Source organism: Streptomyces sp. NPDC001536, from assembly GCF_042894505.1.
Taxonomy (GTDB): domain Bacteria; phylum Actinomycetota; class Actinomycetes; order Streptomycetales; family Streptomycetaceae; genus Streptomyces.
Genome location: NZ_JBIAVQ010000025.1, coordinates 10,943 through 23,939 on the forward strand (window position 1 = coordinate 10,943; position 12,997 = coordinate 23,939).

11 protein-coding genes are annotated in these 12,997 nt (G+C 70.6%); 3 read left to right on the plus strand and 8 right to left on the minus strand.

All coding sequences use genetic code 11. The features are described 5' to 3' along the window. The first annotated feature begins 151 nt into the window (after positions 1–151). Positions 152–3,037: an aminomethyl-transferring glycine dehydrogenase gene (gene gcvP, locus ACFY0U_RS42610; RefSeq protein WP_388645484.1), complete on the plus strand. Its 2,886-nt coding sequence runs from the start codon at positions 152–154 to the stop codon at positions 3,035–3,037. A gap of 58 nt (positions 3,038–3,095) precedes the next feature. Here the strand turns inward: gcvP and ACFY0U_RS42615 are convergent, their stop codons facing one another. The 5 genes from ACFY0U_RS42615 to ACFY0U_RS42635 form a co-directional block, all read right to left on the minus strand. Next, entirely contained in the window at positions 3,096–3,515 is a 420-nt protein-coding gene (locus ACFY0U_RS42615) for a molybdopterin-binding protein (RefSeq protein ID WP_388645485.1), read from the minus strand. 26 nt (positions 3,516–3,541) lie between these two features. Further along, a complete protein-coding gene (locus ACFY0U_RS42620; RefSeq protein WP_388645486.1) occupies positions 3,542–4,606 on the minus strand; it encodes an ABC transporter ATP-binding protein in 1,065 nt (354 codons plus the stop codon). 169 nt (positions 4,607–4,775) lie between these two features. Continuing rightward, positions 4,776–5,630: an ABC transporter permease gene (locus tag ACFY0U_RS42625; RefSeq protein WP_388645488.1), complete on the minus strand. Its 855-nt coding sequence runs from the start codon at positions 5,628–5,630 to the stop codon at positions 4,776–4,778. Beyond that, positions 5,627–6,451, minus strand: coding sequence for a molybdate ABC transporter substrate-binding protein (gene modA / locus ACFY0U_RS42630; protein WP_388645490.1), 825 nt, complete (start codon positions 6,449–6,451; stop codon positions 5,627–5,629). The genes ACFY0U_RS42625 and modA overlap by 4 nt, the downstream gene beginning before the upstream one ends. Positions 6,452–6,827: 376 nt before the next feature. Next, positions 6,828–7,223, minus strand: coding sequence for a molybdopterin-binding protein (locus tag ACFY0U_RS42635; RefSeq protein WP_388645492.1), 396 nt, complete (start codon positions 7,221–7,223; stop codon positions 6,828–6,830). A 103-nt stretch (positions 7,224–7,326) separates the two neighbouring features. Between ACFY0U_RS42635 and ACFY0U_RS42640 the strand changes: the two genes are divergently transcribed. Continuing rightward, a complete protein-coding gene (locus tag ACFY0U_RS42640; RefSeq protein ID WP_388645493.1) occupies positions 7,327–7,923 on the plus strand; it encodes a DUF1707 domain-containing protein in 597 nt (198 codons plus the stop codon). On the opposite strand, the gene ACFY0U_RS42645 is transcribed toward ACFY0U_RS42640, so the two are convergent. The 3 genes from ACFY0U_RS42645 to ACFY0U_RS42655 all read right to left on the minus strand — a co-directional run bounded on the left by ACFY0U_RS42645 (position 7,901) and on the right by ACFY0U_RS42655 (position 11,256). Then, on the minus strand, positions 7,901–8,428 hold the full coding sequence (locus ACFY0U_RS42645) for a hypothetical protein (RefSeq protein WP_388645495.1): 528 nt from the start codon (positions 8,426–8,428) through the stop codon (positions 7,901–7,903). The two genes, ACFY0U_RS42640 and ACFY0U_RS42645, sit on opposite strands and share 23 nt — an antisense overlap. Before the next feature lie 327 nt (positions 8,429–8,755). Beyond that, on the minus strand, positions 8,756–10,714 hold the full coding sequence (locus ACFY0U_RS42650) for an APC family permease (RefSeq protein WP_388645497.1): 1,959 nt from the start codon (positions 10,712–10,714) through the stop codon (positions 8,756–8,758). A 278-nt stretch (positions 10,715–10,992) separates the two neighbouring features. Continuing rightward, a complete protein-coding gene (locus tag ACFY0U_RS42655; RefSeq protein ID WP_388645499.1) occupies positions 10,993–11,256 on the minus strand; it encodes a hypothetical protein in 264 nt (87 codons plus the stop codon). A gap of 135 nt (positions 11,257–11,391) precedes the next feature. On the opposite strand from ACFY0U_RS42655, the gene ACFY0U_RS42660 reads away from it, so the two are divergent. Then, positions 11,392–12,885: a glycoside hydrolase family 43 protein gene (locus ACFY0U_RS42660; protein ID WP_388645500.1), complete on the plus strand. Its 1,494-nt coding sequence runs from the start codon at positions 11,392–11,394 to the stop codon at positions 12,883–12,885. Positions 12,886–12,997 lie beyond the last annotated feature (112 nt).

Below are 12,997 nucleotides of genomic sequence, written 5' to 3' on the forward strand. Positions count from 1 at the left end.
AGTACGGCTTCCGCTCTCACCGACGGTGAAAGCCGGGAGTCCTCGGGCGTCCCGGTGAAGCTCTCAGGTTGAGATGACAGAGGGGGAGGCCGTCCGGGTACCCGTGCCGTGGTGCCCCTCGCAGGTCGTGTCAGACCAGGAGGCCTCCGTAATGACCGCCCACCGCACTCCGCTCACCGAACTCGAGCAGGGGATCCCCTTCGAACAGCGCCACATCGGGCCCGACCACGAGGCGCGGGCCAAGATGCTCGCGCAGGTCGGCTACGGCTCGCTGGACGAGCTCACCGCCGCCGCGGTGCCGGATGTGATCAAGAACGCCGATGACCTCGACCTGCCCGGCGCACGCACCGAGGCCGAGGTGCTCGCCGAGCTTCGCTCGCTCGCCGACCGGAACCAGGTTCTCGGCTCCATGATCGGACTCGGGTACTACGGGACCTTCACGCCGCCCGTCATCCTGCGCAATGTCATGGAGAACCCGGCCTGGTACACCGCCTACACGCCGTACCAGCCCGAGATCTCCCAGGGACGGCTGGAGGCCCTGCTCAACTTCCAGACCATGGTCGCCGAACTGACCGGGCTGCCCACCTCCGGCGCCTCGCTGCTCGACGAGGGCACGGCGGCCGCCGAGGCGATGTCGCTGTCCCGGCGCATGGGCAAGAACAAGAAGGGGCTGTTCCTGGTCGACGCGGACGCGCTTCCGCAGACCATCGCCGTGATCGAGACCCGTGCCGAGCCGACCGGCGTGGAGGTCGTGGTCGCCGACCTCAGCGACGGCATTCCGGCCGATGTCGCCGGGCGGGAGATCAACGGCGTGCTCGTCCAGTACCCCGGCGCCTCCGGTGTCGTACGGGACATAAAGCCCCTGATCGAGCAGGCGCACGAGCTCGGAGCACTGGTCACCGTCGCCGCGGATCTGCTCGCGCTGACGCTGCTGAAGTCGCCCGGTGAGCTCGGGGCCGACATCGCGGTCGGGACCACACAGCGCTTCGGTGTGCCGATGGGCTTCGGTGGGCCGCACGCCGGCTACATGGCGGTGCACGAGAAGTTCGCGCGCAGCCTGCCCGGGCGGCTCGTGGGCGTGTCCGTGGACGCCGCCGGGCACAAGGCGTACCGGCTGGCCCTGCAGACCCGAGAGCAGCACATCCGCCGTGAGAAGGCGACCAGCAACATCTGTACCGCGCAGGTGCTGCTCGCCGTGATGGCCGGGATGTACGCCGTCTACCACGGGCCCGAGGGGCTGAAGGACATCGCGCGGCGGACCCACCGCTACGCGAGCATCCTCGCCGCGGGGCTCACCGCCGGTGGTGTCGAGGTCGTGCACGGCGCCTACTTCGACACGGTGACCGTCCGGGTGCCGGGCAGGGCCGCCGAGGTCGTCGCCGCCGCGCGCGAGAACGGCGTCAACCTGTGCCTCGTGGACGCCGACCGGGTCTCCGCCGCCTGCGACGAGACGACCACGCGGGCCCAGCTGAGCGCCGTATGGCAGGCGTTCGGGGTCGAGGGCGACATCGAGGCGCTCGACGCCGTCACCGAGGACGCCGTGCCGGCCGCGCTGCTGCGCGGCGACGAGTTCCTCACGCACCCGGTCTTCCACCAGCACCGCTCCGAGACGGCGATGCTGCGTTACCTGCGCCGGCTCGCCGACCGGGACTACGCGCTCGACCGCGGCATGATCCCGCTGGGCTCCTGCACCATGAAGCTCAACGCGACCACCGAGATGGAGCCGGTCACCTGGCCCGAGTTCGGGCAGTTGCACCCCTTCGCGCCCGCCGAGCAGGCCCAGGGCTACCTCACGCTCATCCGTGAGCTGGAGGAACGTCTCGCCGAGGTCACCGGGTACGACAAGGTCAGCCTTCAGCCCAACGCCGGGTCGCAGGGTGAGCTGGCCGGACTGCTCGCCGTACGCGGGTACCACCGGGCCAATGGGGACGAGCAGCGGACCGTGTGTCTGATCCCGTCCTCCGCGCACGGGACCAACGCCGCCAGCGCGGTCATGGCCGGGATGAAGGTCGTCGTCGTGAAGACCGCCGAGGACGGCGAGATCGACGTCGAGGATCTGCGGGCGAAGATCGAGCAGTACCGCGACGAGCTGTCGGTGCTGATGATCACGTACCCCTCGACGCACGGTGTGTTCGAGGAGCATGTCGCCGACATCTGCGCACAGGTGCACGAGGCCGGCGGGCAGGTGTACGTCGACGGCGCCAACCTCAACGCCCTGGTGGGGCTCGCCAAGCCGGGCCACTTCGGCGGCGACGTCTCGCACCTGAACCTGCACAAGACCTTCTGCATCCCGCACGGCGGTGGCGGACCGGGCGTCGGGCCGGTCGGTGTGCGTGCGCACCTGGCGCCGTATCTGCCCAACCACCCGCTGCAGCCCGAGGCCGGGCCGGAGACGGGTGTCGGGCCGATCTCGGCCGCGCCGTGGGGGTCCGCGGGGATCCTGCCGATCTCGTGGACGTACGTCCGGCTCATGGGCGGTGAGGGGCTCAAGCGCGCCACGCAGGTGGCGGTGCTCGGTGCCAACTACATCGCCAAGCGGCTCGAACCGCACTACCCCGTGCTCTACACCGGCCCCGGCGGGCTGGTCGCGCACGAGTGCATCATCGATCTGCGGCCGCTGACCAAGGCGACCGGAGTGAGCGTCGACGACGTCGCCAAGCGGCTCATCGACTACGGGTTCCACGCGCCGACGATGTCGTTCCCGGTGGCGGGGACGCTGATGATCGAGCCGACCGAGTCCGAGGATCTGATCGAGCTCGACCGGTTCTGCGACGCGATGATCGCGATCCGCGCGGAGATCGAGAAGGTCGGCTCCGGCGAGTGGCCCGCGGACGACAACCCGCTGCGGAACGCGCCGCACACGGCCCGCGCGCTCGGCGGGGAGTGGGAGCACGCGTACACGCGCGAGGAGGCCGTGTTCCCGGCCGGGGTGTCGGTCGCGGACAAGTACTGGCCGCCGGTGCGCCGGATCGACCAGGCCTTCGGCGACCGGAACCTGGTGTGCTCGTGCCCGCCGCTGGACGCGTACGAGGACTGAGCCGGTAGTGGAAGAAGGGCCCCGCTTTCGGCGGGGCCCTTTTCATGTCCCGGGCGGCTCACTCGGTCGCGAGGGAGACCTCGGTCGACTTGATCAGGGCTACGACCGGGGTGCCGGCGGTGAGGGCCAGGTCCTCGGCGGCGTCCTTGGTGATGGCGGCGGTCAGTTCGGTGCCGTCGACCGTCAGCTTGACGGCTGCCATGGCGGGGCCGGTGGTGACGGCGGTGACCGTGCCGGGGAGCCGGTTGCGGATCGAGAGGCCGTCGACGCGGCCCGTGGCCAGGGAGATCTCCGTCGACTTCACCAGGGCGCGTACGGCGGAGCCCGCCGCGAGGGCCAGGTCCTCGGCCGCCTCCTTGGTGATCGCGGCGGTGAGGTTCTGGCCGCCGGAGAGATGGACCTTGACCGTGGCCATCACCTCGCCGGGGGTGACCTCGGTGACGGTGCCGGGGAGTTGGTTGCGGATGCTCAACGTCATGGCATCAACCTATGGGCGTTGGCGTCTTACGCCGGGTATGCGTGCGTTTGCGTCGCCTTCACCGTGGCCCAGACCTCCGCGCCCGGGTGCAGGTCCAGTTCGGCCGCGGCGACCGTGGTGAGGTCCGCGGCGAGGGGGAGTTCGCCGGTGAGGTCGGCGCGGATCTGGTCGCCGTGGGTCTCCAGGCCGGCGACCTCGCAGCGCCAGAGGTTGCGGGCGCTGGAGCCGGTGGGGCGGTCGCGGTAGAGGGTCACGGCGGACGGGGGGAACGCGACGAAGGTCTCTCCCGTGAGGTCCTCGGTGGTGGTGATGTCGGGGCCGGCCTCCAGGCGGACCGTGTGGCCTTCCGACCGGCCCTTGTAGAGGTTCAGGCCGACGAGCTGGGCGATGTAGTCCGTACGGGGATGGCGGGCGATGTCGGACGGGGTGCCCTCCTGGACGATCCGTCCGTGCTCGATCACGACCAGGCGGTCGGCCAGGACCATCGCGTCCAGGGGGTCGTGGGTGACCAGGACGGCGACTGCCTCGAAGTCGGCAAGGTGGCGGCGGAGTTGGGAGCGGACCTCCAGGCGGGTGCGGGCGTCCAGGGCGGCGAGAGGCTCGTCGAGGAGGAGCAGGCGGGGGTGGGTGGCCAGGGCGCGGGCCAGGGCGACGCGTTGGGCCTGTCCGCCGGAGAGTCTGCGGGGTTTGGCCGTGGCGTGGTCGGTGAGGCCCATGCGGGTCAGCCACTCGGTTGCCTGGCGGCGGGCGTCTGCCTTTGTGGCGCCCTGGCAGCGGGGGCCGAACGCGACGTTGTCCAGGGCGGTGAGGTGGGGGAAGAGGAGGTAGTCCTGGAATACGACGCCTACGGGGCGGGATTCGGGGGGTGTGCGGTTCAGGTCGGTGCCGTCGAGGTGGAGGTGACCGGCGGTGAGGGGGGTGAGGCCGGCGAGGGCGCGGAGGGCGGTGGTCTTGCCTGCGCCGTTGGGGCCGAGGAGGGCTACTACCTCGCCGGGGGGTGCGGTGAGGGTGATGTCGAGGTGGAAGGTGGGGTGGGTGACGATCAGGTGGGCGTGGAGGCCGTCGGGTGAGTGCGGGTGGGGGGTGGGCATCCGGCCTTCGGCCGGATTTGTTTTCCCACCCGCACCGCCCGTGCTGCCTTCGTTGTCGGGTGCGGGTGGCCCCTGTGGGGGTTGAGCGCCGTCGGCGGCCGCGGGGTGGGTGTTCGGCATCAGATCTTCGTCCAAGGGATGTTCGTCGGCTTCTGGCCGGCCGGGCTCGTCATGACGCCGTCATCCAGCGGTCCCGCAAGCCCGCCAGTACCGCGATCGATACCGCCAGGAGCACCAGGCTCAGGGCGATCGCCGCTGCCGGGTCGCTCTGGAGGGCCAGGTAGACCGCGAGGGGCATGGTCTGGGTGCGGCCGGGGAAGTTGCCGGCGAAGGTGATCGTGGCGCCGAACTCGCCCAGGGCCCGGGCCCAGGCGAGGACCGCGCCGGCTGCGATGCCGGGGGCGATCAGGGGGAGGGTCACGCGCCGGAAGGCCGTGAAGCGGGAGGCGCCCAGGGTGGTGGCCGCCTCCTCGTAGCGGGGGTCCGCCGCGCGCAGGGTGCCCTCCACGCTGATGACCAGGAACGGCATCGCCACGAAGGTCTCCGCGACGATGACGCCTGCCGTGGTGAAGGGGAGCGTGACGCCGAACCAGGAGTCCAGCCACTGGCCCACGATGCCGTTGCGGCCCAGGGCCATCAGGAGGGCCACACCGCCCACCACCGGGGGGAGGACCAGGGGGAGGGTCACCAGGGCGCGGACCAGGCCGCGGCCGGGGAAGTCGGTGCGGGCCAGGAGCCAGGCCAGGGGGACGCCGATCAGGAGACTGAGGGCGGTCGCGGCCGTGGCGCACACCAGGGACAGGCGTAGCGCCTGCCACACCTCGGCGCTGGTCAGCTGCTCCGGGAGGGTGCTCCAGGGAGCCCGGACCAGCAGGGCGACCAGGGGGAGGATCAGGAACGCCAGGCCCAGCAGAGCCGGGAGGAGGAGGGGGAGCGGTACGCCCCTGACCGTCGACCGGGCGCGGCGGCGCCGCGGACCGCCCTTGAGGGTGTCCGCGGTGCCGGTCGTGTCGAGGGACGTCACGGCTTGAGGAACCCTGCCGCGGTCAGGACCTTCTGACCCTCGGCTGACTGGACCAGCTCGATGAACGCCTTCGCCGCGGCGGCGTTCGGGGCGTCCTTGAGCAGGGCGATCGGGTAGTCGTTGATGGCGTCGGCCGACTCGGGGAAGTCCACGCCCTCCACCTTGTCACCCGCGGCCTTCACATCGGTCTTGTAGACCACCGCGGCATCGGCCTCCTTGAGCTCGACCTTCGTCAGGGCGCTCTTGACGTCCTGCTCGTAGGAGACCGGGGTGAGCTTGAGGCTGCTGGCGTCCAGGGCCTTCTGAGCGGCGGCACCGCAGGGGACCTCCGCGTCGCACAGCACGACCTTCAGGCCCGACTTGGTGAGGTCCTTCAAGGAGGCGATCTTGTCCGGGTTGCCCGGCAGGGTGGCGATCTCCAGCTGGTTGCGGACGAAGGTGGCGGGCGTACCCGTGGCGTCTCCGGCGTCTGTGACGATCTTCATCGTCTTGGGGCTGGCCGCGGCGAACACGTCGGCGCCGGCGCCGCCCGTGATGCTGGCCGCCAGGGTGTCGCTGCCGCCGAAGTTGAAGGTGACCTTGGTGCCGGGGTGGGCCTTCTCGAACTCCTCGCCCAGGGTCGTGAAGCTCTCCTTCAGCGAGGCCGCGGCGAAGACGTTCACCGTGCCGGACAGCTTCGCCGACCCGGAGGCCGAGGTGTCGGAGCCGGCGGAGTCGGAGTCCGGGTCGGAGGAGGAGCAGGCGGTCAGCGCCAGCAGCGCGGCGGCTCCGGCACCGGCCAGCTGCAGGGTCCGGCGGGTCCGGCGCGCGGAACGGGTCATCACGGTCTGCTCCTTCACGTTCTTCGGGCATGGGCCGCTGGGGCCCGGCAGCGGCCTGTCGAAGACCGTGCGGCGATGATACTGCCGCACATGCAAGGCGTAAGTCTCCTGTTGCATTGCATGATCCGGCCTCATTGCGGGGTGGGGTGCGCATGTGCGTTTCTACGGGACTGCCGCGCGGGTACGGTCCTGCCGGCGGTGGTGTCTCGTGCAGCAGCTGGTTGCCGAACTGGCCGTGAGCGGGGATCTCGCCCGTCCGGTCCGGCTGACCGTGCCGGACCTGCTGCGCTGGGCGCAGCGCCGGGGGGGTGAGGCTGAAGGGGCCGGGTCTGACGGGCGTGCGCCCGGGGGGGCGGGTGGTGGGGCCTGGTGGGTCTCAGGTGCGGTCGATGTGTACGTTCGTCGACTTCACGCGGGCCGTGGCCTCCATGCCGACCTCCAGGCCCAGTTCCTCGACGGCCTCGCGGGTCAGCAGGGAGACCAGGCGGTGCGGGCCGGCCTGGATCTCGACCTGGGCGGCGACATCGCCGAGCTTGATGGCGGTGACGATGCCGGGGAAGGCGTTGCGGACCGAGGTGTACGACGGTTCCTCGTCGCCGGTGTCGCCTCTGGCCAGCTCGACGGAGAACGCGGCCAGGTCCTGGCCGTCGATGAGCCGGCGCCCGGCCTCGTCGCGGTGGGTGGCCACCCGGCCCGCGTCCGCCCAGCGGCGGGCGGTGTCGGGGCTCACGCCCAGGAGTCGGGCCGCCTGGCCGATCGTGTACGACTGCATGCGGATCACGATAGGGGCATCAACGGGGAACGGAGGGTGCGGGGTTGAGCGTTGGGTATAACGCGATATAGCTTTAGTCGGTCGCTGGGATCGGAGTGAGGGCATGTCGGGTGAGGTTGTACGGGGCGGTGTGAGCGCACCGGTCGGGCTGAGGGCCTCGCATGCGGACCGGGACCGGGTCGTGGACGTACTGCGTATCGCGGCGGGGGACGGCCGGCTGACCGCCGAGGAGCTCGACGAGCGTCTGGAGGCCGCCCTGTCCGCCCGCACCCTGGGGGAGCTGGCCGTGCTGACCGCGGACCTCCCGGTGGACGCGGCCGGTGAGGTCAAGGACGTCGTCCGGATCGAGCAGCAGGGCGGGTCGGCCGTGCGCGGCGACGGGTGGGTGGTGCCCCGTCGGCTGGAGGTCGAGTCGTCCTGGGGTGACGTGACGCTGGACTTCACCGACGCGGTGATCACGTACGACACGCTCTACGTCGACCTCGACATGCGGGGCGGGACGCTGCGGCTGGTGACGCGGCCCGGCGTCGTGGTGGAGACCGACTCGCTCGTCGTCGAGTACGCCCAGGTGAAGACGCGTCCAGCCGGTGACTCCGGCACGCCTGTCGTGCTGCGGGTGGAGGTCGGTGGGCGGCTGAGGTACGGCAAGGTCGTGGCTCGGGGGCGGCGGGGGTTCCTCAGGAGATCCCGGACGCCCTGAGGACCGACAGGGCGGTCTCGTCGTCGAGCTCCTGGCCGAGGTGGCGTAGGGCGTCCGTGCTCTGGCGCAGGGTGCCGTGTGCGAGTGAGTGGCGTACGCCCGTGTCCAGTTCGTGCCAGAGGAAGGGGTTGGTGGTCAGGACGCGGGGGTCGAGTTCCAGGCGGTTGCCGTGGGTGTCGCGGAGGATCAGGTGCGAGGAGATCTGGCCGTAGAGCTGTACTGACACCAGGGCGTCCGTGTGGACCCGGTGGTGGCCCGTGAGGCCCTGTACTTCCAGCCAGCCCGGTCCTGCCGTGATGCGTTGGGGGAAGAGGACCGCGAAGACCGTGGCGGACAGGGTGAGCCAGAGCAGGGCGCGGGTGAGGGTCAGGGTGCCCATGTCCCAGTCGACGAACAGGGTCAGGGCGGCGAAGGTGAGGGAGAGGCCGGCTGCCAGGCGGACGGTGCCGCGCCAGTGGCGGTCGTCGGCCGGGGGTGGGGGGTTGCTCCGTCCGCTCGGTCGCATGAGTCGACGGTAGGGCGAGACGGGGGTGGGTGGGTGGTCGCTGACGGTGCTCTGTCGTCGTTCTGTTGAAGATTGACGCGAATTTGATGGCGGTGCGGTTGCGGGTGCCATGTGCGGGTGCGTTGTGGGGTTCCGGCCTTCGGCCGGATCTGTTTTCCCACCCGCACCGCCCGTGCTGCTTTCGTTGTCGGGTGCGGGTGGCCCCTGTGGGGGTTGAGCGCCGTCGGCGGCCGTCGGGTAGTGCTGGCCGTCAGCCGTCAGCCGTCAGCCGTCAGCCGTCAGCCGTCAGCCGTCAGCCGTCAGCCGTCAGCCGTCAGGCGTCAGGCGTCAGCCCGTGTGGACCCTCGGGCGGCGGGTCCTGTCCGGTTCTGCCTCGCGGAGGACCTCTCGGGTGACCGGGGCCACCTCGCCCTGGCCGAAGAGGAAGAAGCGGAGGAAGTTGGCGAAGGGGTTGCCCTCGGTCCACTCGAAGTAGATGTGGGGGGTGCAGCCGGTGGTGTCGCGGACGTGGAGCAGCAGCGCGGCCAGGGCGTTGGGGATGGAGGAGGACTCCAGGGTCAGGACGCGGTAGCGGTTGTGGAGGACCTCGCCGCGTACCGTCAGGCCCGCCTCGAATTCGGAGGGGTCCAGGACCGTGACCTCGACGAAGACGAAGTCCTCCTGGCCGGGGATGTCGTTGTCCTCGCGGATCTGCTCGATCTTGTCGCGGTACTCGGCCTTGTCGCGCTGGTCGGGCTCGTTGGCGATGAAGCGGATCTTGCGGCTGGCGATGTCTCGGATGAAACGTTCCGCCATGGGGTCGAGCGTCACGCTCGTCACGCGGAGCTCGAAGGCGCGGGCCAGCCGGGAGAGCAGGGAGACCAGGATGATGCCGGCGATGAAGCAGGCGCCGATCTTCACGCCGTCCGGGCGCTCGATGACATTGACGACCGTCGTGTAGAGGAAGACTGCGGAGATCACGGCGAACGCGATCGTCCAGTTCCGTTGGCCGGCCTTCCGTGCCGCGATGGTGACCGCGATCGCTGCCGAGCTGATCAGGACCAGGACGCCGGTGGCGTACGCCCCGCCCTGCGCGTCCACGTCGGCGTCGAAGATCCATGTGACCAGGAAGGCGACCAGCGTGAAGACGATGACCATCGGGCGGACGGCCCTGGCCCAGTGCGGGGCCATGCCGTAGCGGGGCAGGTAGCGCGGCATCAGGTTCAGCAGGCCGGCCATCGCGGAGGCGCCGGCGAACCACAGGATGGCGATCGTCGAGACGTCGTAGACCGTGCCGAAGGCGCCACCCAGGTATTCGTGCGCGAGGAAGGCGAGGGCGCGGCCGTTGGCCTGGCCGCCGGACTCGAACTCCTTCTCCGGGATCAGGAGGGTGGTGATGAAGCTGGTGGCGATCAGGAAGCAGCTCATGATCACGGCGGCGGTGGTGAGCAGCTTCTTCGTGTCGCGGATCCGGCCGACCGGGTTGGCATCCGTCTCGCCCGGGTCGCCCTTCACATGGGGCATGACCGCGACACCGGTCTCGAAGCCGGAGAGGCCGAGAGCGAGCTTTGGGAAGACGATCAGGGCCACGCCGATCATCACGAAGACGTTGCCGTGCTCGTTGGTCAGGGCGGTCGACCAGTCGGTGATCACGTGGCCGGCGGTGATGACGTGCCAGAAGCCGACGATCACCACGACGACGTTCAGCGCGAGGTAGATGCCCACCAGGACGACCGCGACGCCGATCGCCTCCAGGAAGCCCTTGAGGAACACCGCGCCGAGCAGGGCGACCAGGATGAGGGTGATCAGGAGCTGCTTGTCGTGCAGGGCGCTGTTCAGGTGCGGGTTCTCGACCAGGTGGGTCGAGGCGTCGGCGGCCGACAGGGTGATGGTGATCAGGAAGTCGGTGGCGGCGAAGCCGAGCAGGGTCAGGACGAAGAGCTTGCCCTTCCAGAAGGTGAGCAGGCGCTCCAGCATCGCGATCGAGCCCTGGCCGTGGGGGCTCTCCTCGGCCACGCGGCGGTACACGGGCAGCGCGCCCGCCAGTGTCACGATCACCAGGACGATGGTCGCGATCGGGGAGAGCAGACCGGCGGCGAGGGCCGCGATGCCGGGCTGGTAGCCGAGGGTCGAGAAGTAGTCGACGCCGGTGAGGCACATGACCCGCCACCACGGCTGGCCCTCGGGCTCCGCCTTGGGCTCGGTCGGCTGGGCCGGTCGGCCGTGGTTGCCCTTGCCCATGTCGGACAGGCCTTCCAGCATCCAGGCGCGCAGCCGACTGGGCGGCGCGTGTTCGGTGGTGGCCATCGGGGCTCCTGTGTGCGGCTCAGCGTGCGGTTCCGGCCATCACACGGACGGCGGCATCAGCGTAAGCGGAGAGTGATGTCAGGGCCCACGGATGAGGGGGCTGGAGGCGTCAAGCTTCCGTTAAGACTGGCTTTGGGGATGTCTACGGGACGGCGAGAGGGGAGTGTGGGGGCGGGTTTGGTGCGGTTTGCAGCGAATTGGGGGGCGAGAGCGCGGGTCGGTGGGGGCGGACACCCAGCGTCATGTCGTACGCCTGGGATACGTCCAGGGGGCAGGCGTCACTCCAGTCCCGAGGTGCGGAGCACACGCTCGGCCGTCTCGCGGCCGACGCGCAGCACCAGCCGTTGGGCGACCCCGTCCCGGCAGCGCACGGACACCAGCCGGTCGGCCCGCACCCGGGGTGGGTGCAGCACGGCGAGGAGCAGCAGGGCGAGGAGCACCGACGAGCAGCGGACCGAGCTGCCCAGGTCAGCCGTCCAGTGGCGGTCGTACACCTCCCCTGCTGAGGCCTGCTCGCGTCGAGCCTCGTTGCGGTGTCCCATGGTGTCGAGCTCCGAGAGCCTGTGGCCCCGGTGTCTTGTCGCCGACCCCTTGGCCACCTACAGTGCCACTCCGTAACGTTCGCCAGATCATCCGAAAGTTTCGCCATCGTGCGACGCTCGAAGGGACTGACGCACATGCGGACGTACGACAACCCTGTGATCGGCGGGTTCCATCCGGACCCGAGTGTGTGCCGGGTGGGCGAGGACTACTACCTCGTCTGTTCCAGCTTCGAGTACTTTCCGGGCGTGCCGCTCTTCCACAGCCGTGACCTGGTGCACTGGCGGCAGATCGGCAACGTCCTTGACCGGCCTGGGCAGTTGGAGCTGCCCGACGACCTGCCCGCCTCGGCCGGGATCTATGCGCCCACCCTGCGCCATCACGACGGCCGCTTCTATCTGATCACCACCAATGTCGGGGCCCGCGGCAACTTCATCGTCACCGGCGAACGTCCCGAGGGGCCGTGGTCCGACCCCGTATGGCTCGACCTGGCCGGGATCGACCCCGACCTGGCCTGGGACGAGGACGGTTCCTGCTGGGTCGCCGTCGCCGGCTGCGCGGTCGCCCGTATCGACCCGGACACCGGCAAGGTGCTGGAGGGCCCGCTTCCGGTGTGGTCCGGGTCGGGCATGCAGGACCCCGAGGCGCCGCACCTCTACCGCGTCGGTGAGTGGTGGTACCTCCTGGTCGCCGAGGGCGGTACGGCCTATGGGCACAGCGTCTCGGTCGCCCGGGCGCGGTCGCCGCGCGGGCCTTATGAAGCGGCCCCGGCCAACCCGATCCTGACCCACCGCAGCACCGGCCTGCCCATCCAGTGCACCGGCCACGCCGACCTGGTGGAGGCGGCCGACGGCACCTGGTGGATGGTGCTCCTCGGCACCCGTCCGCGCGGGTACTTCCCGTCCTTCCATGTGCTCGGCCGCGAGACGTTCCTGGCCCCGGTGGAGTGGGTCGACGGCTGGCCGACGGCGGGGCCGGTGCGGGAGCAACACCCGGCGCCGGCCGCCTGGCACCCCGTCGAACTCCCGCCCGCGCGGGACGACTTCGACGCCTCCGATCTGGCCCCGCACTGGATCTCCCCGCGCCGCAGGCCGGAGGAGTCCTGGTCGCTGGAGGAGCGGCCGGGATGGCTGACCCTGCGGGCCACGGGGGCCAGTCTCGACCGGCCCGGACACACCTTCGTCGGGCGCCGCCAGCAGCACCACGACTGCCGGTTCGCGGCCCGGCTGGACCCCGGGGCGGGGCGTGCCGGCCTCTCCGTCCGCCTCGACGAGGCGCATCACTACGACATCGAGGTCGCCCAGGGCGAGGCGGCCGTGTTCGCCCGGATCGGCCCGGTGCGGCAGTGCCTCGCGCGGCGGACGGTGGAGCCGGGGCCGGTCACGCTCACCGTGGAGGTCCGCACGGACTCGCCGGTCTCCCCGACCGGGCAGGAGGGGGCGGGAGTTCGCGCGGGCGGCCCCGACGTGGTGGCGCTCGGGCTCGACGGCGTACGGCTGGCCGAGCTCGACGGCCGCTATCTGTCCACGCAGGTCGCCGGTGGCTTCACCGGGCGGGTGATCGGGATGTACGTCACCGAGGGCAGCGCGGCTTTCGACTGGTTCGAGTACGTGCCTGAGCCGCAGCCCTAGTTCCGGAAAGGTTCGGAAACTCTCGGTCCGGGCCGATCGGTGCCAACCGGCCCGGACCGCAGGGAAGTCGGCCGCAGATTCACCGCGTACAAGGGGTTGCCACCGTTTGTCA